Origin of the sequence: Massilia niastensis DSM 21313, assembly GCF_000382345.1 — a bacterium.
Classification (GTDB): Bacteria; Pseudomonadota; Gammaproteobacteria; order Burkholderiales; family Burkholderiaceae_D; genus Telluria; species Telluria niastensis.
The window spans coordinates 127132-149651 of the sequence record NZ_KB908084.1; the positions used below are offsets into that span (position 1 = coordinate 127132).

17 protein-coding genes and 1 pseudogene are annotated in these 22520 nt (G+C 67.3%); 7 read left to right on the plus strand and 11 right to left on the minus strand.

The features are described from left to right. Nucleotides 1-4 precede the first annotated feature (4 nt). Genes H162_RS0107485 through H162_RS0107495 form a run of 3 tightly spaced genes read right to left on the minus strand, consistent with a single transcriptional unit; the run spans nt 5 to nt 4511 of the window. Nucleotides 5-943, minus strand: coding sequence for a hypothetical protein (locus tag H162_RS0107485; protein ID WP_020652838.1), 939 nt, complete (start codon nt 941-943; stop codon nt 5-7). After that, the gene (locus tag H162_RS30355) at nt 940-3294 is read right to left on the minus strand and encodes an LTA synthase family protein (RefSeq protein ID WP_020652839.1); all 2355 of its coding nucleotides are present in this window, start codon (nt 3292-3294) and stop codon (nt 940-942) included. Before H162_RS30355 ends, H162_RS0107485 begins: the two co-directional genes overlap by 4 nt. Beyond that, a complete protein-coding gene (locus H162_RS0107495) occupies nt 3288-4511 on the minus strand; it encodes a YaiO family outer membrane beta-barrel protein (protein WP_020652840.1) in 1224 nt (407 codons plus the stop codon). Before H162_RS0107495 ends, H162_RS30355 begins: the two co-directional genes overlap by 7 nt. Nucleotides 4512-4788: 277 nt before the next feature. Here H162_RS0107495 and gntR point away from each other — a divergent pair, with 277 nt between their 5' ends. Together gntR and H162_RS0107505 are read left to right on the plus strand one after the other, a co-directional pair. Beyond that, nucleotides 4789-5817, plus strand: coding sequence for an HTH-type transcriptional regulator GntR (gntR, locus tag H162_RS0107500; RefSeq protein WP_026354362.1), 1029 nt, complete (start codon nt 4789-4791; stop codon nt 5815-5817). 90 nt (nt 5818-5907) lie between these two features. Then, nucleotides 5908-6435: a gluconokinase gene (locus H162_RS0107505; RefSeq protein WP_020652842.1), complete on the plus strand. Its 528-nt coding sequence runs from the start codon at nt 5908-5910 to the stop codon at nt 6433-6435. On the opposite strand, the gene H162_RS32570 is transcribed toward H162_RS0107505, so the two are convergent. Then, the gene (locus H162_RS32570; protein WP_020652843.1) at nt 6411-6956 is read right to left on the minus strand and encodes a cupin domain-containing protein; all 546 of its coding nucleotides are present in this window, start codon (nt 6954-6956) and stop codon (nt 6411-6413) included. The two genes, H162_RS0107505 and H162_RS32570, sit on opposite strands and share 25 nt — an antisense overlap. Beyond that, on the minus strand, nt 6949-7614 hold the full coding sequence (locus tag H162_RS0107515; protein ID WP_020652844.1) for a TetR/AcrR family transcriptional regulator: 666 nt from the start codon (nt 7612-7614) through the stop codon (nt 6949-6951). The genes H162_RS32570 and H162_RS0107515 overlap by 8 nt, the downstream gene beginning before the upstream one ends. 117 nt (nt 7615-7731) lie before the next feature. On the opposite strand from H162_RS0107515, the gene H162_RS0107520 reads away from it, so the two are divergent. Together H162_RS0107520 and H162_RS0107525 are read left to right on the plus strand one after the other, a co-directional pair. After that, entirely contained in the window at nt 7732-8172 is a 441-nt protein-coding gene (locus H162_RS0107520) for a nuclear transport factor 2 family protein (protein WP_020652845.1), read from the plus strand. A 15-nt stretch (nt 8173-8187) separates the two neighbouring features. Continuing rightward, the gene (locus tag H162_RS0107525) at nt 8188-8712 is read left to right on the plus strand and encodes a hypothetical protein (protein WP_020652846.1); all 525 of its coding nucleotides are present in this window, start codon (nt 8188-8190) and stop codon (nt 8710-8712) included. A 32-nt stretch (nt 8713-8744) separates the two neighbouring features. On the opposite strand, the gene H162_RS0107530 is transcribed toward H162_RS0107525, so the two are convergent. The 6 genes from H162_RS0107530 to H162_RS30365 all read right to left on the minus strand — a co-directional run bounded on the left by H162_RS0107530 (nt 8745) and on the right by H162_RS30365 (nt 19264). Further along, nucleotides 8745-10874 (minus strand): TonB-dependent receptor plug domain-containing protein, encoded by a 2130-nt coding sequence (locus tag H162_RS0107530; protein ID WP_229451972.1) that lies wholly within the window; start codon nt 10872-10874, stop codon nt 8745-8747. 218 nt (nt 10875-11092) lie between these two features. Beyond that, nucleotides 11093-13444 carry a GH36-type glycosyl hydrolase domain-containing protein gene (locus H162_RS0107535; RefSeq protein WP_020652848.1) on the minus strand — a complete coding sequence of 784 codons (2352 nt, stop codon included), beginning with the start codon at nt 13442-13444 and terminating at the stop codon, nt 11093-11095. A gap of 33 nt (nt 13445-13477) precedes the next feature. Then, nucleotides 13478-14905 carry an MFS transporter gene (locus H162_RS0107540; RefSeq protein WP_084676958.1) on the minus strand — a complete coding sequence of 476 codons (1428 nt, stop codon included), beginning with the start codon at nt 14903-14905 and terminating at the stop codon, nt 13478-13480. A 231-nt stretch (nt 14906-15136) separates the two neighbouring features. Continuing rightward, complete coding sequence (locus tag H162_RS0107545) at nt 15137-16873, minus strand: methyl-accepting chemotaxis protein (RefSeq protein WP_040786742.1); 1737 nt, start codon at nt 16871-16873, stop codon at nt 15137-15139. A 200-nt stretch (nt 16874-17073) separates the two neighbouring features. Next, the gene (locus H162_RS0107550; protein ID WP_020652851.1) at nt 17074-18114 is read right to left on the minus strand and encodes a M48 family metallopeptidase; all 1041 of its coding nucleotides are present in this window, start codon (nt 18112-18114) and stop codon (nt 17074-17076) included. A 7-nt stretch (nt 18115-18121) separates the two neighbouring features. Next, nucleotides 18122-19264, minus strand: a complete 1143-nt coding sequence (locus tag H162_RS30365) for a YjgN family protein (RefSeq protein WP_020652852.1) — start codon at nt 19262-19264, stop codon at nt 18122-18124. A 218-nt stretch (nt 19265-19482) separates the two neighbouring features. Here H162_RS30365 and pyrG point away from each other — a divergent pair, with 218 nt between their 5' ends. The 3 genes and pseudogenes from pyrG to eno all read left to right on the plus strand — a co-directional run. Continuing rightward, on the plus strand, nt 19483-21174 hold the full coding sequence (gene pyrG, locus H162_RS0107560) for a CTP synthase (protein WP_020652853.1): 1692 nt from the start codon (nt 19483-19485) through the stop codon (nt 21172-21174). Further along, on the plus strand, nt 21171-22025 hold the full coding sequence (kdsA, locus tag H162_RS0107565) for a 3-deoxy-8-phosphooctulonate synthase (RefSeq protein ID WP_020652854.1): 855 nt from the start codon (nt 21171-21173) through the stop codon (nt 22023-22025). Before pyrG ends, kdsA begins: the two co-directional genes overlap by 4 nt. 75 nt (nt 22026-22100) lie before the next feature. Continuing rightward, a pseudogene (gene eno, locus H162_RS0107570) lies at nt 22101-22520 on the plus strand (phosphopyruvate hydratase); the annotation flags it as partial.

The window sequence follows — 22520 nt, forward strand, 5'->3', positions numbered from 1 at the left end:
GAGCTCACTCGAGTCCGAGCCACTTGCGGTAGGACTGGTAGTGGTGGATCACGAACCCGCCGAACGCCGGCATCGCGCCGACGCTCTTCGCGGTCAGCCCCAGCTCGCGCTCCATGTCCGCTTCCTTCAGGTGGTGGAACGAGACCTTCCTGATCGTATTGGGCAGGGTCTCGACCCCGATCATGACCTTGCGCCCGGTCGCATTCGCATACTCGAGTTCATCCATCGCATGGCTGATGATCCCGTCCCCGCCGTCCGCACGGTCGCGGTAGTCCATCAGCGCCACATAGTCGTACAGGTCCTGCACATGCTGGCTGACCGGCTTGCGCTTGCCCTTCCAGTCGATCTGGATGCCGTCGAACCAGAACGGAATCGCGGGACCCATCGGCAGCGCCTGGCCGGACTTCTGCTTGAGGCGCACCAGCGCGTCGGACATCTCGATGAACTCGGCCAGCAGGGCCATCTTGCGGGTCGACCACTCGTCCAGGATGTGCGGCTCGATGTCGAGGTTGATGCCGTCGAAGCGTTCCTCGGGCGCGGCGCCCTTGTTGTAGTCGAGGACGCGCTGCAGCATGGCCTCGGCCTGCGCGCGGTAGCGCGGCAGCACGTAGCGTTCCGTGTTCAGGTAGCCGGAACCGAGCAGCGCGTACACTTTCAGGCCGTTGGCGTGCATGCGGCGCACCAGGGCTCGGTACAGCTGCGGCTGTTCGGTGATCAGGTTGCGGCCCTTGAGGGCGTCGGCGTACAGGTAGACCGTGTCGATCGACTTCGACTTCAGGAAGGCGATGCCGCGCTCGGCCGCCGCGCCCTGCTGCAGCATGGCGTAGGACTCTTCTTCCCAGGTCCAGATCGCGCGCGGGGCCGCTTCGGGCGCGCCCGGGTCCGGCGCCGCATGGGCGCTCATGCCGACGGCGAGCAGCAGGGAGGCGAGGATGCGTTTCACAGCTTGAGCTCCACGTGGTACTGGCCGACCCCGATCGAGCGCCCGGTGTCGGGATTCGACGGGATGACGGACAGGTAGTAGGTACCCGGCGGCACCTTGCGCAGGTCCGGCTGCAGCGACACCGACGCCGATTCGCCCGGCTCCAGGGAGCGCGCCTCGCCCGTGACTTCGCCCAGTTCCAGCCCGTGCTCGTTGGTGATGACGAGCAGCGGCGCGAACTCGCGCGAGCGCACCGCCGCATGGTTGGTGACGGTGGCTTCGATCGTCAGCCGGCCGGTGCCGGGGCGGGACCGCACGCCGGTGACGCCGACCTCGCCCGCTTCCGACACCAGCGGCACGCCGCGCAGGGTGCGCTCGCCGCCGTAGGACGCCAGCTGGGCGCCGGCCGGCGACAGCGCGGCGGCCTTGCCCGCCATGCCATTGGCGCGCAGGAAGGCGTCGAAGTGCGACTGCGCCTTGGCCAGCGCGGCGCCGTCCTCGAGGCGGTCGGTCGCCATGCCGTCCCCGATCGTGTACAGCTGGCCCTGGGCCAGGTACACCGAGCCGGACACGAAGTCGCTCATCTCGGTCTTGGTCTGCTTGAGCGGAATCGCGTGCAGGTTGCGGAACGACTTCTCGGTATCGAGGCCGGTGCCCAGCCAGGTCACCTGCGCCGGCGTCTTCAGTCCGTAGCCATTCGACAGGTAGGCCAGCAGCGAAGGCGCGATGTCGAACTGCGACGAGACCGACTTGATCGACTGCGGCTCCCTGAGCAGCGGCGAGTATACGATCAGCGGCACGTGGTAGCGCTCGATGCGGGCGTCCATCGGCAGCTCCGGCAGGCGGTGGTCGCCGGTGATGATGAAGATCGTGTTGTCGTAGCCCGGCAGCGTTTTTGCCTGCTCGAAGAACATGCGCAGCGCGTCGTCGGTGTACAGGATGCTGCCGAAGATGTCGCGGTGGCGCTGGTGCAGCGGCGAGGACGGCAGCTGGCGCTCGGCCACGTGGCGGTCGACGCGCCGCATGTAGTCGGCCTGGCCCGGGAAGGTGAACGGGCTGTGCATGCTGGTGGTCTGGATGATGCTCACGAACGGCGCGGCGACGTCCTTGCGCTCGCGGCGCAGCGCCATCTCCATCAGGTCGCGGTCGGCATAGCCCCAGTCGTTGCTGCGCTTGTGGGGCGGCCCGTAATCCTTCTCGCTGACGATGCTGTCCACGCCCTGGCGGCGCAGGAACAGGCCTTCGTTGTCGAACTCCATGTTCGAACCCGAATAGAACTTCAGGCGGTAGCCCCGCGACTTGAGGACGGTGAGCAGGGATTCGTGGCGCGGCATGCGCTCGCCCAGCGCGGCCAGTCCGTTCTCGCCGAAGGGCAGCGAGCCGAACACGGTGGTCAGCACGCCGAAGGTGCGGCCCTGGCCGGCCAGGAAGTTTTCGAAGTACAGGCTGCGCTGGGCCAGCTCGTCGAGGAAGGGCGTGAAGCTGCCGAGCCGCGCTCCCGGACCGGAGAACGAGCGGCCCAGGCCCTCGACGATGATGAAGACCAGGTTCGGCGGCGTGCCCGGGGCGCCGCTTGCGGCCGCGAACAGCGGGCCGAGCGTGTCTGGCGTGCGTTCGGCGCGCAGGAAGGGATAGCGCGGGTCCTTGCCGGCCCAGGGCGCATCGCCGTTCGTCTCGGACTGCGCCTTCGGCGCCGGGCTCGCGTCATGCAGCCAGGCGAGGCTCTTGTCGGTGAAGTAAGAGGTTTTGTTGATGACGAAGGCCTGGTCGGCGTCGGTGCGCACGACGCGCGGCAGGAAGCGCTCGGGCAGCAGGACGAAGGCCAGCACGCTGGCCGCCAGCCCGACCAGCGCGCTGCGGCCGCTCACCCGTGGCCACCAGCTGCGCATGCTGGCCGCCAGCAGCGCCCACAGGACGGCCAGCGACAGCGGCAGGGCCGCGCCCAGCAGGGGGCTGAGCGTCCAGCCGCCGCCGACCGTGGTGCCGATCTCGCTGGCGGAATAGGCGAACAGGTCGGCGCCGAGCGGCACGCCCGACACCCAGTGGTATTGCAGCAGCGCGGCATGAAAGCACAGCAGCATGCTCCAGATCGCTCCGAGCAGCACGACGCGTGCGCGGCGCGAGGGCACGAGCGCCAGCGGCAGGGCGCCGAGCAGGAACACGAAGCCGAAGCGCAGCAGCGACATGGCGTCGTTGCCCACGCCGGTGCCGAACAGGGTCGACTGCGGCACCCCGGCGGCGGAGGCGTGGATCGCCTCGGCGATGCGCAGGCACAGCCAGGCCGCCATCAGGGCCGGCAGCGTTTCGAAGGCGCAGGCGAGGGCGTTGGCACACGCGCCGCCCGCGGCGCGGAGACGTTCGCGGCTTACCATCGGCGGTACAGCGAGAACGACAGGCTGTGTTCGCGCGCCTCATTGCTGTCGCGCGAGAAGCTGGCGCCGAGACGGCCGCCCCAGTCGCGCGAGAAGTAGTGGACCAGGTTCATGCCGCCGCCGCCCGAACGGGTACGGCCGCCCACCAGCGACAGCGGGTCGTCGCTGCGGCCGCGGTTGGCGGACAGCTCGACATAGCTGTCGGCGTCGCCCCGGTAGTAGTAGCGGCCCAGCAGGCGGTTGCCCGAGCTGCGCGAACCTTCCGAGACGATGTTCTGGTGGCGCAGCTGGAAGTAGAAGTTGCCCGTGTACTTGCCGAGGGTGACGCCATAGATGTTCACGCGGCCGTCGAAGCCGAGCACGTCGTCGCTGATCGACAGCTCGTAGCCGTTGCCGATCGATTGGTACAGCTCGACCCGTCCGGAATTGGCCGGGAACAGGCGCGCGGCCGGCGCGCGCTGGTAGCGCAGGTTGGCATAGGCGCCGTCCCACAGGTTGACATAGGCGTCCAGCGCCCAGGCGTGGCCGGTCTGGTCGAAGCGGTGCGCGCGCAGGGTCTCGAAGCCGAGCGAGCCGCGCCTGGTGTAATGGCGCACGCTGGCGGTCTGCTCGTTCCAGCGCGGGGTGTCGCCGCCGACGTCGGTCCAGGTCGAGGACAGGCTGGCGGCCCAGGTGTAGCCGGCGGCGATGGCGGCGTCCGGGCTGGCCGGGCGCGGCTGCATGGCCGACAGCGCGGCCTCGATCTCGGCCATGTCGCCGCCTGCCTGGCGCGCACGGGCCAGGTCGGCGCGCGCCTCAGGCAGGCGGCCGTCGGCGCGGTAGGAGCGGGCGCGGGCCAGGTAGCCGGCCGGGTCGTTCGGCTGCAGTGCGATCAGGTGCGTGGTGGCGTCGATGGCCTTTGCGGGCTGGTCATTCCATTGATACATGTTGCCAAGCGCCGACCAGACATCGGCATAGGTCGGCGACGCCTTGGCGGCGGCGGTCAGGTCGGCCTCCGCTTCGGTCCAGCGCTCCAGGCGGGTGAGCACGATGCCGCGGCCCAGCAGCACGTCGACATTGCCCGGCGAGCGCGCCAGCAGGGCGTTGTAGGCGGCCAGCGCCAGCGCCGGCTGGCCGCTGTTGGCGAGGGTGCGCGCCTTGTCGTACTGCTCGTCGAACGATGCTGTGGGGGTGGCTGGCTGGACTTCGGCGGGAGGCGGCTGGAAATCGACGAACATGTAGGCGTAAGGATGAATGAGATGAATGCTTTAAGGCAAGCCCGCACTCTGCCCGAGGGCTTTTGGTGCGTCAAGGAAAGCATGTTAGCGGACGCTACAGTGTGGCGCGCAGCCGTCAAACCCGTGTTTTCCTGCCCAGCCGGCGCCCGTCTTGCATGGCATGGCCAGATACGGAACAGTGCGCGAAAAGGTCGGAAAACATTGACATTCTGGCTAAAGCATGGCGCAATCCGAGGCGGCTCTTCCAATGGGGCCCGTTAATCGAAACAGGAATGAAATGAGTAGATCCGGTAGTGGGAAGGCGAGGGGAACGGGGCGGACCACGCTCGAGCAGGTGGCGGCCCAGGCCGGGGTGTCGATCATGACGGCCTCGCGCGCGCTCAGCCAGCCACAGCTGGTGTCGGAAGCGACGCGCATCAAGGTCGAGCAGGCGGTCGCCGAACTGGGCTATGTACCCAACCGCGCCGCACGCGCGCTGGCGTCGGCGCAGTCGCATGTGATCGTGGTGCTGGTGCCGTCGCTGTCGAACCTGGTGTTCACCGCGGTGCTGGACGGCATCCAGGATGCGGTGGGCCCGGGACGCTACCAGCTCCTGATCGGCAATACCCATTACTCCGATGCGCAGGAAGAAAAGCTGCTGAGCATTTACCTGCAATCGAACCCGGACGGCATACTCCTGTCGAGCCTTGCGCACAGCCCGCAGGTGGCGCAGATGCTGGCGGCGTCGAAGGTGCCGGTGGTGTCGATGATGGACCTGGCCGACAATACGGACGTGCTGTCGGTCGGCTTCTCCCAGCTCGACGCCGGCATGGCGATGACGCGCTACCTGATCGACAAGGGTTACCGGCGCATCGGCTTCATCGGCGCCCAGCTCGACGAGCGGACCCTGCGCCGCGCCGACGGCTACCGCCAGGCGATGCAGGCGGCGGGGCTGGCCGACCAGCGCCTCGAAGTGATGGTGCCGGATTCGTCGACCATCGCCCTCGGGGCCGAGCTGATGGGGCGGATGCTCGACAGCGTGCCCGATGTCGACGCCGTGTTCTGCTGTAACGACGACCTGGCGCATGGCGCCATCTTCCATTGCCAGCGCCAGGGCATCCGCATTCCGGAACAGATCGCGATCAGCGGCTTCAACGACTTGCCGGCCTCGGCCTGGATGATGCCGTCGTTGACCACCATCGATACCCCGCGCTACCAGGTCGGCTATGAAGCCGCATCCCTGCTGCTGCAGCTCATCGCCGGCAAGGAACCGGAGCGCCGGCGCATCGACCTCGGCTTCACCCTGCGGGAACGCGAGAGCACTTAACAACACCTGGCCTCTTTTTCTCCCGTGGCGCTTTACAGGCAGGCGCCAACCCGGCTATGCTGGTGTTTTGTTAGCGCTATCATAGGAATCATGGAAGCAAACGGGAAGGGCGGGGACCAGGGCATCGCCTGGGTCATCATGGGAGTCTGCGGCTGCGGCAAGAGCCAGACCGGATCGCGCCTGGCAGCGCGGCTCGGGGCGCCGTTCATCGAGGGCGACGACTACCATTCGGCCGCCAACGTGGCCAAGATGAAGGCGGGCGTGCCGCTGACCGACGAGGACCGCCAGGGGTGGCTGGAGGCGCTGCGCGACGAGCTTGCCGGACGCGGCGGGCAAGGCGCGGTGCTGTCCTGTTCGTCGCTCAAGCGCGCCTATCGCGACATCCTGCGCGGGGCGGGGGATGTGCGCTTCGTCCACCTGGCCGGGGAGCGCGGCCTGATCGCCGAGCGCATGGGCGCACGGCCGGGACATTACATGCCGACGTCCTTGCTCGACAGCCAGATGGCGTCGCTGGAGCCGCTGCAGCCGGACGAAACAGGGATCACGCTCGACATTCGCGATACGCCTGAACGCCTGGTCGAGCAGATACTCGCTTATTCGGCCGGCATGCGGCTGTAGCAACGCGAACGATAGGGCGGCAGCTCGTTCAGTGGAAGGCCGTACAGGTGCAAGTGGAAGGTCGGTTCGGCTCCCATGGCATACGTCGAGTGAATCGCCTTCGCAGGAAGGCGGATGACATCCATCGCCTTGACTTCCTGGCGGTAGACCGGCTTCACCGTCCTGCCGCCAGGCTCGTGCATCTCATAGATGACGTTCAGTTCGACGCCCGACAAGCCGGCAATGACGGCCCAGGTCCGATGCTCGTGGGGCTCGCTGCGCACACCGGCGGCGTCGGACACGAGGTACAGGGAAGGTCCTCCTCTCGTCTCATGCAGCGCGTACACCAGTTCCTCGCCGTCGACGGCGCGACGGAAGCTTGATTCCTCCCGCTGCATGGTCCCGGCAAGGGCCAGCATCGCGACGCCGATGCGTTGCAGTTCATGCTCGCCCGGGTCCTTGCCGATTGCCAGATTCGATAGATCCTCAAAGAATTGTGTGATCATGAGAGCCTGTCTGGTAGCCGCGTCTGATTTACGCATGCGGGATTTTCCTGCCCGGCCGACTGCTGCGAACGGCCGCGTCGGCAAGCGCCTGGCGGACCAGGGTCTTCGCGGCCCAGGTCGAGGCAGCAATGCATTCCTTGATCGGCGCACCGGCCACGTCACGCATGGCCAGGACCGCCTCCGTTCCCATGGTCAGGGCGAGCGCGGTGCGGAGCCGCCGCCGCGCCGGCGCATCCAGCCGGTCGCTCAGTCCGTCCACGATCGGATCGATGTACTTCATGCGCCGCCCCACGCGCGAGGGCCGCTCGCCTGGGATGCTGTCGAGCCACATCTGCATGAAGGCGCGTTCGACCACGTGCACCCCGGCCTCGTCATCGAGGAGAAGGCGGTTCAGCGCTTCCGCAGCACGCCCGATGGCGGCGACCGGCTCGGTGCCCGGCGGTACGAGTTCTTCCAGCGGCACGGCGGCACGGCCGAAATAGGCTTCGTGGATGAGCGCGTCCACCGAGGCGAAGTAGCGGTAGACGGTGGCGCGCGATACCTCGGCCCTGCTGGCCACGTCCTGGAGGGTCGGCGCCTGGCCCGCGTCGGTCAGTTCCAGCGCCGCATCCAGCAGCGCCTGGTAGGTCCGCAGCTTCTGGCCGGCGCGCCCCTGTTCGAGGCTGGCGCGCGTGGTGAGGGGCCTGGTGTGCATCGTCCTTGACTTCTCCATGATCGTGGTCTATTCATGATACATGCGTCTCATATGAGACATATGTAACATTATAGCCAGCCAGGGATTTTTGACCGGTTTTTTTATCAGGAGACAGTCATGGCGAACCTTACCCCTGCGCAGTACGACGCGCTGATCGATCGGCATTTCCAGTACGAAGCGGAAGACGACGTGGACGGCGTCCTGTCGACGCTGACCGACGACCTCACCCACGATCTCGTGGGATGGCCGTCCGGCGCTTCCCGCACCAAGGACCAGGCGCGCGCCTTCTATGAGCGCATGTTCGCGGACCTCGCAGGCGAGGGGATTACCAAGGTCAGGCGTCTGTATGGCGAGGGTTTCGTCGTGGATGAAAGCATCTGGCATGGGCGGGCCGTGGGCCACCCGCTGGGCCTGCCCGGCCATGACCGGCCGCTGAGCTTCCGGATCCTGCATATCTTCGAAGTGGAGCCGGATGGCAAGATACGGCGCGAGAACGTCTGGCTGGACACGGCGGCCATCCTGCAGCAGCTTTCCGAACCGGTTGCAGCACAACACTAGGATGCGGAGGCACTCATGTCGAATCACATCTACAGGACGTGCATCGTGCAGGCCCTGCTGCTGGCGCTCAGCCTGCCGGCCACGGCGTACTCGGCAGACAAGGCCGGCCGCCAGGAAGCTTCGGGAAAGGCGGCGGAAGGAAAGTACATCGAACGCGGGCGCTACCTCGTGCGCATTGCCGCCTGCAATGACTGCCACACGGCAGGCTATGCCCAGACCGGCGGGCAGGTTCCGGAAAAGGACTGGCTTCTCGGCGACCGGCTCGGCTGGCGTGGCGCCTGGGGAACGACCTACCCGGCCAACCTGCGCCTGGCGATGAGCAGGGTGAGCGAGGACGACTGGATCAGGGCCGCGAAGACGGTGCAGCTACGGCCGCCGATGCCCTGGTTCGCGCTGCGCGACATGGACAAGGAGGATCTGCGCGCGATCTATCGCTTCGTGCGCCACCTGGGACCGGCTGGAAGCCAGGCTCCCGCCTTCGTTCCGCCGGACCAGGCTCCTTCGGGTCCGTATATTCAATTTCCGGGGCAACACCAGTAAGCGGACTTCCGGCGGGCGGACCCGGCGCTACCTCAAAACCGCGTCTCCAGCGTCACCCGCCCCGTGCTGCGCCCCGGGAAGATGCCGGTGCGCCGCTGCGTCCCGTTCGCATCCGTATAGCGCGCATCGCTCACGAAGTCCTGCTCCAGCAGGTTCGCGACGGCGAGGCGCAGCTGGTACTGCGCGTTGAACTTCCACAGCGCATACAGATCCAGGTCGCGCCGCACCGTCTGGTAGCCGGACTGGTTGGCATTGATGCGCACCGGCCCGCCATTCTTGAAGGCGAAGCTGGCGCCGGTCGCGAGCTTGCTGTCGCGCGTCTTGTAGTCGACACCGAGCGTGGCCGAGAGCGGCGTCTGCTGGTCCAGCCGGTTGTCCGGCCCCGGCACCTCCCTGACCTTCGACCAGTTGCGCGACACGCTGGCGCGCAGGTCGACGCCAGGGGCCTGGTCCATCACCGCGGACAGCGGAAACTTCGCTTCCAGCTCGACGCTGCGCGTCACCGCATCGCCGTCGTTGACCGGCGTCTGGATCCAGCGGCCGCCTTCCAGGATCAGGCCCTGGCGCGTGTAGCCGCTGATCCGGCGCATCGACACGCTCGCACTCAGCAGGGCGTTCTCGGCCCAGTAGTGCTCATAGGAGGCGTCGATCCCGGTCGCCAGCTCGGGCTTCAGGTCCGGATTGCCGCGGAAGTCGGGCTCGGTCTGGCTGTTGTTGGCGGTCGTGAAGCGGCGCGGGATCAGGCTGCTGGACGACGGCGCCTTGTAGGTGCGCGTCAGCGCCAGGCGCAGCTGGTCGCGGCTGTCGGGCAGCTTGTACAGGGTCTGGGCCAGCGGGCTCCATACGCTGCTGCGCCGGTTGATGGTCTCGAAGGTATTGCCCTCGCTGGTCGTCTCCAGTCCTTCCCAGCGCAGGCCGGCGTACATCGACCAGCGCGGCGTCACGTTCCACTCGTCCTGCGCAAACAGGGCGAGGCGGGCAACGCGTGCGTCGTAGCTCTCGTCCGAACTGCTGGTGCGCCCGGCCAGCGGGAAGACCTCATCCTCGACGCGCGTATCCTCGCGCCTTGCCAGGCCGCCGTCCCAGCCCATCGACAGCGCGTGGTCGGTGACGAGCGGGGTCGAATACTTGCCGGTCGTGGACCAGCCCTTTTCCGTCACCGCACTCAGCACGGTCGCGTCGCGTCCCAGCAGGCCGGCGTTGTAGTCATGCTCGCGCCAGGTGCTCGTGTTACGGAGCCCGTTCACGCCGAATTTGGCGTCGATCTTGCCGCCGCCGGCGAACTGGTGCGTCCAGCTCACGTCGCTCTTGCCGAACGTGTTCCTGCCGTCCCGCCGCATGTCGCGGATGGCGTACTGCGACGGTGCGCCAAGCAGCGTGTCGGTGACGGAATGGCCGTGATAATCGTTGCGGTTGGTGTTCAGGAACGACTGCCAGGTGACCGTGTCGCCGTTGTCGAGGGTCCAGTTCAGCCGCGGCGACAGGCCCAGGACATCGTTCCTGCCGCTGTCCGCTTGCCGGGTGCGGCGCAGCATGGCGAGGGAGCCATCCGGGGCGATCCGTGATTCCTCGCTGGGCGACGCGAAGTCGAAGTCGAAGCGGGAAGCGTTGGCGCCGATCGAGTACGACATGCCGTCGCCCCGGTCCGACAGCTGCAGGCTGGCGTTCGGATTGCTGGTGTCCGCGTTCCTTGCGGCGCCGACCTTGAGCTCGCGCTGGGCCGTCCTGATCGCCTTCTTCAGCACGATGTTGATGGTGCCGGCAATCGACTGCGTGGAAAACTCGGCGCTGGCGGCACGCAGGATCTCGATCCGTTCGATGAGTTCCGGCGACAGCTGGTCGATCGAGAAGCCGGCCGGCGCCCGCTCGCCGTTGATCAGGATCTGCGTGTAGCCGGCCCCCAGGCCGCGCATGCGGATCTCGCCGCCGCCGCGTCCCGAGGCGCCGCTGACGGTAATGCCGGGCAGGCGCTTGAACACGTCGGTCACCGAGGTGTCGCCGTAGCGCATGATCTCTTCATTGCTCACCACGATCTTGCTGGCGGTGTCGTCGCGGCGCGGATCGTAGGCGTTCGCGCTGGCCTTGATCTCCACGCTCTGGATGGGGTCGGCCTTTTTCTTGATGGGCGCTTCCCCGGGATCGGAAGCGGTTTGGGCATGCACGGGAAGGGTGCTGAGGAAGAGGGCTGCGAAAGTCAGGCGACGCATGAGAGGCGAACAGGGGGGAAGGGCAAGGGTCCGGTATTTTGCCGCAGATTCAAGAGGAAAAGTTGCTTTGCGTTAAATATCCATCTTGCATGAGTGACCTGGCCGGGGGCCCGGGCGCACGGTGCGATCGTAGCGTAGGCCACGATCGCGCCATGCACTGCAGAGCCAGCGCCTTACGGCACCGTCACCTCGAGCCGGTAGGTGCGGCCGGCCTCGATGCCGTCGATCCGCGCCGCCGGCAATACCTTGCCGTCGCAAACGACCCTGGCTTCGCCGACCGCGCCGCGCCGGACCTCGACCTGGAAGCTGGCGCCGCGGAAGCGCCGCACGATCTTCATGCCCGGCCAGCCGGCCGGCAGCTGCGGCGCGACCGTCAATCCGCGCGCATCGCCCTTCAGGCCGCACAGGCCTTCGATCACGCTGCGGTACACCCAGGAGATGGTGCCCGTGTTGAACAGCTGGCTCGAGCGCCCGGCGGTGCGCGGGTATTCCTTGTACGCGCCACGGTAGTAGTTCGGGATGAAGACCGGCATCTGGCCGCGCTGCAGGTAGTCTTCCAGGTCCGGTCCCGGGATCATCTTGCGCAGCGCGTCGAAGGCGCGCTCCTGCTCGCCGATCGTGTACAGGCTGTAGATGTAGAACACGGAAGCGTGGTTGTACACCGCGCCGTTCTCGGCCGAGCCGGGATGCTTCTGCGTCACCCGGCCCACGTCCTCGCGCATCCTGCTGTACGGCGGCGCGAACATCTGCACGCCGTAGGGCGTGGCCAGCTGCTCGTCGACCTGCGCCAGCATCAGCGCGCGCTGCGCGTCGCTGGCGGCGCCGCTGAGGAAGGCCCAGCTCTGCGGATTCAGGTAGATGCGGCCTTCGAGATCGCTGGCGACCCCGAACTTGACGTCGTCGTCGGTGATCCCGCGCGCGAACCAGGCGCCGTCCCACAGGTGGGTGTTGGCGGCCCCGTTCATGTCGGCGGCGCCGGCGCGGAAGTGCTGCTCGAGCTTCGCGTCTCCCCGCTCTGCGCACACGTCGGCCCACAGGTTCAGCGCGTAGGCGGCGGCCACCGTCAGCCAGCCCGACACGCCGCGGCCCTTGTAGCCCACCATGTTCATCGGATCGCACCAGTCGCCCTGTTCGATGAAGCTCAGGCCGCGGTAGTCGCGTTTCTGCAGCAGCCAGTCCATCGCCATCGAGATGCGCTCGAAGGCCGTCCTGCTGACGCCGTCGTGGCCGGTTACCGGCTCCTCCAGGATGGCGCCGTCGCCGGTTTCGTCGAGGTAGGCGCGCAGGCAGACCGGCAGCCACACGCAGTGGTCGGTATGGGGAATCTGGTTGATGTACTTGAGTTCCGCGCCCTCGAACAGCAGGATCCCGTCCGGCATCGCGCCGCTGGCTTCCTGCTGGCCGAGCGCGTGCAGGAAGGCGGCGCGCGCCACCTCCGGCTTGACGAAGGCCATCCCCATGTTGTCCTGCAGGTAGTTGCGGGTCTGCGGATCGGTGCTGAGGCGGTTCACGTCCCCGTGGTAGTACACCTGGCGCGCCAGCCAGTGGTTGACGAAGTTGTCGAATTCCTTGTCCGGCGTCTCGACCGTCACGCAGCCGCTGCCCTCGGCGATGTAGGCGGCGTAGTCGCGCGCGGCGGCGGCGAAGCCTTCCGCGCTCAGGTAGCGCGCGCGCATCGCGGCGATCTCGGCGTCGTCGTACGCGGGCCCGAACAGGAAGCGCTGGCAGCTGGCCGCCTGCGGCTCCAGGGCCAGGCGGTACTGCATCACCGCGACCGGGGTTTCATAGCGCGCGTCGCCGCAGGCCAGGCGCCCGGCGCGCAGCGCGGACGGCGCGTGCAGGCCGCCTTCGCCCTCGAACGCGGCCTGGTTCACTTCCCATGCATCCGGCGCGTTCTCGCACAGCAGGTAGGTGCGGTCCTTGAACAGGCGGTTCTTGAACCAGTCCTGCAGCTTCTGGTAGGGCGTCACGCCGGAGGCGACGATCCCGCCCAGGTCGTGGCGGTATTCGCCGGACTGGTTCATCCACGACATGTAGCCGACCGTGAAGTAGGGGTAGACGCTGACGCGGCGCGCGCGGTCAGAGAGATTGGTCACCTTCACGGTCCACAGCTCGGCCACGTCCTCGGTCGGCAGGCCCAGGGTGAGCTCGACGCGGATGCCGAGTTTTTCCACGGTCCAGCGCAGGTCGCTGTGGCCGACCGAGAACACGAAACCGTCGACGCCGCCGCGCACCGGCTCGTAGGGCGCCGAGAACACCTCGCCGGTCTCTTCGTCCTTGACGTAGACGAAGCGGCCCGGATGGTGGGCGTAATAGGCCTGCTCCGGCTGCATGAAGGTCTTCGCCTCCAGGTTCGGGGCATGCGAGTACTTGGCCGGCTCGGGCTGCATGTATTGCGCGGTGGCGTAGCCGCGGCAGGTCACCTGGATCATCATCCTGCGGTTCCACAGGAAGCCGCCGGCTTGCGGCATGGCGGTCGGGCAGGTCAGTTCGTAGCGGTCGCCGTCGGCGGTGGGGTAGAGCATGAACACTTCTCCGAAATAGTCAGACTTCAGGCTTCAGGCGGACGCCTTGCGCGCCGCCAGGTCGGCCTCGATGCGGGACAGCTGTTTGCCGTCGAGGTTATAGAAACACATCACCAGCACGGCCAGCAGCGCGAACGCGGCCGGCACGAAGGACATCAGCCACACGATGCCGGCCTGCGAGCCGGTGCTTTGCGCGGCGTTCGGCACATAGCCGAGCGAGGTGAACACCGAGCCGATCACGGCCACCGCGACCGCGGTGCCGAGCTTCTGCGAGAAGGTCGCGGCGGCGAAGGTCATGGCGGTGGCGCGCCGTCCGGTGCGCCATTCGTTGTAGTCGGCGGTGTCGGCGTACATCGAGAACGCCAGCGGCGACTTGGGGCCGAGCACCAGGCCCATGCCCGCCTGCAGCACGAACATCAGGTCGATCCGTTCGACCGGGATGAAGTAGAAGGCGCTCGACAGCACGGCGGTCGCGCTCATCAGGACGATCATCAGGGTCTTCTTGTCGACGAAGCGCGTCAGGATCGGGGTGCAGGCGGCGCCGATCGCGGCCGCCACCATGTAGGTCGGCACGAAGCTGGCCATCAGTTCCGGGCGGCCGACCACGTACTTGAAGTAGTAGGCGGCGGTCGCGGTGCGCAGGGTGATCGTCACCATGATCACCAGGGCCAGCACGAACAGCACCATCCACGGCCGGTTCGCCATCAGGTCGCGGATGTCGCGCCCCACGTCCGAGCGCTGGCCCGGCATCGGGGCGACCCGCTCGCGCGTGTTCAGGAAGGTCACCACGAACATCAGCGAGGCGGCCGCGCCCCAGGCCAGCATGGTCAGCTGCCAGCCGCGCCCGTCGTCGCCGGCGCCGAGCCAGCTCACCATGGCGGGCGTGGCGGCGGTCACCAGGGTGCTGCCGGCGAAGGCGAAGATGAAGCGCAGCCCGTTGATGGTCGAGCGTTCCTGCGGATCGGCCGACATCACGCCGGACAGCGCGTTGTAGGGGATGTTCACGCAGGTGTAGCAGACCATCATCAGGAGATAGGTGCCGTAGGCCCAGGCCAGCTTGGCGTCGCCCTCCAGGTCGGGCGTGGTGTAGGTCAGCACGGCGGCGCCGGCCAGCGGGACCGCCATCCAGACCAGGTAGGGACGGAACTTGCCGAAGCGGGTCGAGGTGCGGTCGGCGGCCGCGCCGATCATGGGATCGGTGAAGGCGTTGATGAGTTTGATGACCGTCATCAGGGTCGCCGCGGCGGCGGCCGAGATGCCGAAGGTGTCGGTGTAGAAGATCAGCAGGAAGGTGGCAACATTGGTCCAGTAGAAATTGAACCCCATGTCGGCCAGGCCGTAGCTGAGCTTTTCACGCCAGCCGAGGCGGTTCGTGCCGGCGGCGCTTGCCACGTGAGGCCTTGCCACGCTGGGGCCATGGGTGTCCGGCGCCGCCGGTTCTGCACCGCTGCGATTGGGCATGTCTGTCTCCGTTTGTCATGATGGGGCGACCCTGAAGGCCGCCGATGCCGCGCACTGATTGTGATGATTTGATAGCGCTAACATGTCGTGTAAGTATGCCGCCGGACTGATGGCCTGTCAAACAAGAAAATGTAAGGGAGGAAGAACGGTGCGCGGCGGGGACCGCGAGCGCCCGCACGGATGGCGGGCGCGGAAGGATTCGCCGGGGCTGGTCCAGCCCCGGCGCGACGATCAGAACTCTTCCCAGTCGCTTTCGGTGGTCGGGGTGGCTGCCGGCCTGGTGCGGGTGCGGCTGCTTGCGGCGGCCGGCGCCCTGGCGGCCGGGCGCGTCGCAGGCGCGGCCGTCAGCGCCGGGGTGCGTGCGGCGGGGCGGGCGGCCGGACGGGCGGCCGCTGCGATCGCCTGCGGCGCCGCATGGCGGTCGTCGAGCTTGAACACGTCGACCACCTGGGCCAGGCGCGCGGCCTGGTCCTGCAGCGCGGCGGTGGCCGCGGTCGCTTCCTCGACCAGGGCGGCGTTCTGCTGGGTGGCGCCATCCATCTGGACCATGGCCTGGTTGACCTGGTCGATTCCCTGGATCTGTTCCTGGCTGGCCGAGGTGATCTCGGCCATGATGTCGGTCACGCGCTGGATCGAGGTGACCACTTCCTGCATCGTCACGCCGGTATGGTCGACCAGCCTGGCGCCGGCGTCGACCTTCTCGACCGAGTCGCCGATCAGCTGCTTGATCTCCTTGGCGGCGGCGGCGGAGCGCTGCGCCAGGGTGCGCACTTCGGAGGCGACGACCGCGAAGCCGCGGCCCTGTTCGCCGGCGCGCGCCGCTTCGACGGCCGCGTTCAGCGCCAGGATATTGGTCTGGAAGGCGATGCCGTCGATGACGCCGATGATGTCGACGATCTTGCGCGAGGATTCGTTGATCGAGCCCATGGTGGCGATCACCTGCTCGACCGCGGTGCCGGCCTGCGCGGCCACGCTGGAGGCGGTGATGGCCAGCTGGTTGGCCTGGCGCGCATTGTCGGCGTTCTGGCGCACGGTGCCGGTCAGTTCTTCCATCGAGGCGGCCGTTTCTTCGAGCGAGGCGGCCTGCTGCTCGGTGCGGCTGGACAGGTCGAAGCTGCCGGCGGCGAGTTCGCTGGAGGCGCCGCTCATGGTCTGGGTGCCGGTGCGCACTTCGCTGACGATCTGCGCCAGGCTGTCGTTCATGTGGCGCAGCGCGCGCAGCAGGGCGCCGGTTTCATCCTTGGCCGAGCTTTCGATGCGGCTGGTCAGGTCGCCGCTGGCGACGGTCTCGGCGGCGCGCACGGCGTCGCGCAGCGGATGGGTGATCGAGCGGGTGAGCAGCCACGAGAACACGGCGCCCAGCAGCACGGCGGCCGCCGCCAGCGAGGCGATCAGCATGTTGCTGCGTTCGGCGGTGGCCTGGATCGTCGCGGCCGAGTCGTCGATGCGCTTGCGCTGCAGGTCGAGCAGCTCGCGCACCTTGAGCTGGTAGGCCCTGGCGGTCGGGGTATAGGTCTGTACCAGGATCTGCTCGGCCAGCTCCACGTTGCCTTCGGCGCGGGCCTTGATCGCGGTGTCGCGCGCGTTGCTGTAGGCCTTGCGCAGTTCCTGGCTGGCCTTGAAGATGGCATGTTCGTCTTCGCCTTCGAGCAGCGGCTCGATCTTCTTGACCATCTCGGTCGACAGCGCGGAAGTGGTGGCGGCGTCTTCCTTGAAGAATGCGCCCAGCGACGGGTCGCTGCTCTTCACGATGGCCGCGGTGCGGCGCACGGCGGCGAAGATCTGGGTGTACCACTCGGCGATGTAGCGCTCCTTGGCGAGCGGCTGGGCCAGGATGTCCCTGGTTTCCTGGGCCACGTCATTGAGGCGCCAGGCGCCGGCGCCGGCGATGAGAACGGTCATCAGGAGGGTCAGCGCGAAGCCGGCGGTCAGCCGCGTCCCGATGTTAAGTTTATTAAAAGTGACCATCATTCATAGGAGGAGAGAGAATCGTCCTCGGATGATAATCCATTTCCATAGGGCAAAAAATGCTTTTCGGAACGATACCAACCTTCTTGTAGCCAGGAAAATAATTTTTGTTATAACTACGAAAAGTCTTTCGGGCGAATCGGCCGTATTTGCGTGTCATGGCATGTTATGACGTCGCGTTTATGCGACACGGGTCCGGTTCACTCGGCCTTTGCAGCCTCGCGCAGGCGCGCGGCGCGCTCGGCGCCGGCGGGGTGGGTGGAAATATAGTCCGAGGCGCGCCCGGCCCAGCCGGCATGGGCTTCCTCGCCCGCGTCCAGGTCCTCGAACAGATCGGCCAGGTGTCCCGGCGACATCCCGTGTTCGCGCAGCCGGGCGATCGCATAGCCGTCGGCTTCGAGTTCCATGTCGCGCGAGTAATGCATGTTCAGCAGCAGGGCGGGCGCACCCGCGGCGACCGCGCTGAAGTCGCCGAACAGGAAGGCCGACAGCGCCGCCGTCAGCGATGTCCGCGTCAGTGAGTGCACACTGTGGCGCATGCGCACGTGGCCGATTTCATGCGCCAGCACGCCGGACAGCTGGGCAGTGGCGGCCTCGTCGAAACCCTCCCTGCGGTCGATGATGGCGCGCACCAGTTCGTCGGTGACGACCACGGTGCCGTCGGGAAGGGCGAGCGCGTTCGGACCCAGCCGGGGTGCGCTGCGCACCAGCAGGCGCAGCGGCAGGTCGCTGTCGGAGGACGACACGCGCCGCATGATGGCCTGGATGTCGGCCACCCGCTCGTCGCTGAAGCGCGAGGGCAGCAGCAGGCGCTGCTTTTCGAGCGCCGCCAGGGTGCCGGCCCCGAGCGACTGGTCGACCTGGCGCGGCAGCGCGTCGGCGATCAGGCCGGTTGCCGCCGGGATGCCCACGAAGTAGCTGGCGGCGAGGAACAGTACCAGGAGCGCCAGGCAGGTGAGCGAGGCGAAGGTGCGCTCCTGCCAGCGCACCACGCGCGGCTTGCGATAGCCGAGGGCGGCGGCCAGCGGGGCGAAGCCGGCCGGATCCGGCACTTCGCAGCGCGCGCCGTCGTCGAAGTGGAGCACGGCGGGCGCATGGGCGAAGGGCTCCGCCAGGGTCGCCGCCGCGAACGGATAGGCCTTCTCGACCGCGCCGCGCAGCAGCAGCTGGCCGTCGGCCAGCTGCAGGTCGACCGCGTGCAGCCGCGCGCTGCGTCCGTCGAAGTAGTGTGCGCTTGCCACCGGCGCCTCACCAGGATAGGTCGATGCCGAGGGCGTCGGCCGCGCCGTCGCCCGCCGCGTTGCGGCGGCCCTGGGTCATGCGCGCCGCCGTCGCCTCGACGCCGCCGTCGAACTCGACAAACGTGTGCGCGATCCGGTAGCGGTAGGCCCGCACCACCGCGAAGGGGCGGTACAGGCCGAGCGTGAGCACGGTCAGCAGCGCATTCCCCGCCTGCAGCCGGACGAAGTCGCGCGCCGACAGGCTCGAGCGGATGCGCACCCCGGGAAAGCGCGTGTTCGACCAGACCAGGTTGGCGACGCGCACCTGCATGAAGGGGCCGGCCACCAGGTACATGGCGTAGGCAGTCAGCGCGAGCAGCACGGTCGGCAAATAGGTGCTGGCGGCGCCCTCGCTGCCGTGCGCGAGCCAGGTGAGCGTCCCGATCAGGACGCTCAGGAACACGAAGCCGGCCATGCCGACCAGTCCCGCGCCCAGGTAGAGCCGGTAGAAGCGCCGGACCGGGACGGCGTAGGCCGACCTGCGGTCGCCGAACAGGAGGTGGCGGTGCTGGTAGGCCTTCATCCAGGCGTGCAGCGCCGGCCAGGCCAGGTAGGGCAGCACGGCCAGCGCGGCTACCTCGGGCTGGTCGGGAAACAGGGCGACCAGCAGACCGGGCAGCAGGAAGACGGCGACCGGGCCCAGGTAGCCGAGGTAGGCTTGCGGCACCGAGCCGTCGAAGCCCAGGTTCAGGCCGCGGTACTGGGTGTTGGCCAGCCGGAAGCGCAGTGCGCCGCGCAGCAGGAAGGGCAGGGCCAGCAGGATGAAGGACAGCACGCCGATGCCGATGGCGAGCGAGAAGCCGAATGCGTAATGGTAGGCGCCCAGCAGCGCCAGCGCCAGGATGCGGCCGCGCAGGATGGCCTTCGGGTCGCCGCGGAAATCGAAGCAGGCGCCGGCCAGTTGCGTGTTGCGGTCGAAATACTGGAGCCGGCGCACCTTGGCCCAGGCGGAATAGATGCCGCAGGTGGCCAGGGTCAGCAGCAGGTTGACGACCCAGATGCGGAAATACTCGCGGCCGCTGCCGGTGAAGGTGGCGGTGCGCGCCGGCGCGGTGGCGGCCGCAAGCGGCTCAGTCAGGTCGGTCTCGGGCGCAACGGGCATGGTCTGCATGTCTGGCCTGTCTATACTGGACTGGAAGTATGAAGAGGGACGACGCCGGCCGTTTCATCATACATGAATGGTGCTTGCGCAGCGTCCTGCTCGGCCGTGCTTTTTTGCTGACAGGTAAGGCTGTTTGCAATCGAAGTTGGCTTGTTTAACAGAAGTATTTGCGCGTTTAAGGTATAATTTCTATTTCCCGCGCGTGCCGTTCGGCACCTATCTGCACAATGACCAAATTCGTATTCGTCACTGGCGGCGTCGTGTCTTCCCTGGGCAAGGGGATCGCGGCCGCTTCCCTCGCCGCGATCCTGGAGTCCCGCGGCCTCAAAGTCACGATGCTCAAGCTCGACCCGTACATCAACGTGGACCCGGGCACGATGAGCCCCACCCAGCACGGCGAAGTGTTCGTCACCGACGATGGCGCCGAGACCGACCTCGACCTGGGCCACTACGAGCGCTTCATCAGCACCCGCATGAAGAAGGTGAACAACTTCACCACCGGCCAGATCTATGAATCGGTGATCCGCAAGGAACGCCGTGGCGAGTACCTCGGCAAGACCGTGCAGGTGATCCCGCACATCACCAACGAGATCCAGGACTACATCCGCCGCGGCGCCGAAGGCGTGGACGTGGCGCTGGTCGAGATCGGCGGCACCGTGGGCGACATCGAGTCGCTGCCGTTCCTGGAAGCGGCGCGCCAGCTGTCGCTGCGCCAGGGCCGCAAGGGCGCCGCCTTCGTGCACCTGACCCTGGTGCCCTACATCGCCTCGGCCGGCGAACTCAAGACCAAGCCGACCCAGCACAGCGTGCAGAAGCTGCGCGAGATCGGCATTTCGCCGAACGCGCTGCTGTGCCGCGCCGACCGCCGCATCCCGGACGACGAGCGCGCCAAGATCTCGCTGTTCGCCAACGTGGAAGAGCAGGCCGTGATCTCGGTGTGGGACGTGGACACCATCTACAAGGTGCCGCAGGTGCTGCACGACCAGGGCCTGGACGACATCATCTGCGAGGCGCTCGGCATCGACGCGCCGAAGGCCGACCTGTCGATGTGGACCAAGCTGATCCACACGCTGGAAAACCCGAAGCACGAAGTGACCATCGGCATGGTCGGCAAGTACGTCGACCTGATCGAATCGTACAAGTCGCTGACCGAAGCGCTGCGCCACGCCGGCATCCACACCGAAAGCCGCGTCAACATCGAATACCTCGACTCGGAAGAGATCGAGGCCAGCGGCTGCGAGCACCTGGCCAAGTACGACGCCATCCTGGTGCCGGGCGGCTTCGGCAAGCGCGGCGTGGAAGGCAAGATCATGGCCGCGCGCTACGCCCGCGAGAACAAGATCCCTTACCTCGGCATCTGCCTGGGCATGCAGGTCGCGCTGATCGAATACGCGCGCCACGTGGCCGGCCTGCCGAACGCGAACTCGACCGAGTTCGATCCGGAAACCGACCAGCCGGTCGTGGCCCTGATCAACGAATGGCAGAACCATGACGGCAAGGTCGAGAAACGCGACACCAATTCCGACCTGGGCGGCACCATGCGCCTGGGCGCGCAGACCTGCGCGGTCAATCCGGGCACCCTGGCTGCCGAGATCTACGGCAACGTCGTGACCGAGCGCCACCGCCACCGTTACGAAGGCAACAACTTCTACCTGCCGAAGGTGGAAGCCGCCGGCCTGATCGTCTCGGCGCGCACCCCCAACGAAGACCTGTGCGAGATCATGGAACTCCCGCGCGACGCGCACCCGTGGTACATGGGCGTGCAGTTCCACCCCGAGTTCAAGTCGACCCCGCGCAGCGGTCACCCGCTGTTCACCTCGTTCATCAAGGCGGCCCTGGCGCACCAGTCCGCGAACACGAACGTGGCAGCCAACGCGCCGTTGAACGCAACGGCCGCATTGCAAGGAGATGCAGCATGAAACTCGCTGGTTTCGATGTCGGCCTCGAGCACCCGATCTTCCTGATCGCCGGCACCTGCGTGATCGAATCGCGCCAGATGGCGATGGATACCGCCGGCGCCCTGAAGGAGCTCACCGCGAGCCTGGGCATTCCGTTCATCTATAAATCCTCGTTCGACAAGGCGAACCGTTCCTCGGGCACTTCGTTCCGCGGTCCGGGCATGGACAAGGGCCTGGAGATCCTGGCCGACGTGCGCCGCGAGATCGGCGTGCCGGTCCTGACCGACGTGCACACCGAGGAAGAGATCCCGGTGGTGGCGAGCGTCGTCGACGTCCTGCAGACCCCGGCCTTCCTGTGCCGCCAGACCGACTTCATCAACGCCTGCGCGCGTTCGGGCAAGCCGGTCAACATCAAGAAGGGCCAGTTCCTGGCCCCGGGCGACATGAAGAACGTGATCGCCAAGGCACGCAACGCCGCGCGCGAAGCGGGTCTGCCGGAAGACAACTTCATGGCCTGCGAGCGCGGTGTCTCGTTCGGCTACAACAACCTGGTCTCGGACATGCGTTCGCTGGCCATCATGCGCGAGTCGAACTGCCCGATCGTGTTCGACGCGACCCACTCGGTGCAGCTGCCGGGCGGCCAGGGCACCTCGTCCGGCGGCCAGCGCGAACACGTGCCGGTGCTGGCGCGCGCCGCCGTCGCGGCGGGCGTCGCGGGCCTGTTCATGGAAACCCACCCCGACCCCGCCAACGCGATGTCGGACGGTCCGAACGCCGTGCCGCTGGCCCGCATGAAAGACCTGCTCACCACGCTGGTCGAGATCGACCGCGTCGTCAAGAAAGCCGGCTTCGTCGAAGCCGACTTCAAGTAACAGCATCATCGGCGCGCGCCCTGCGGCAAGGCGCGCGCCCTCACGATTTCTTCTACCTTCCCGGAGACTGTTTACATGAGTGCTATTGTTGATATTATCGGCCGCGAAATCATCGATTCGCGCGGCAATCCAACCGTCGAATGCGACGTGCTGCTGGAATCGGGCGTGATGGGCCGCGCCGCCGTGCCCTCGGGCGCCTCGACCGGCTCGCGCGAAGCGATCGAACTGCGCGACGGCGATCCGAAGCGCTACTTCGGCAAGGGCGTACTGCAGGCCTGCGAGAATATCAACACCGAGATCCCCGAAGCCATCATGGGCCTGGACGCCAATGAACAGGCTTTCCTGGACCGCACCCTGATCGACCTGGACGGCACCGAGAACAAGAGCCGCCTGGGCGCGAACGCCATGCTGGCGGTGTCGATGGCCGTGGCCAAGGCAGCCGCCGAGGAAGCCGGCCTGCCGCTGTACCGCTACTTCGGCGGCTCGGGCGCGATG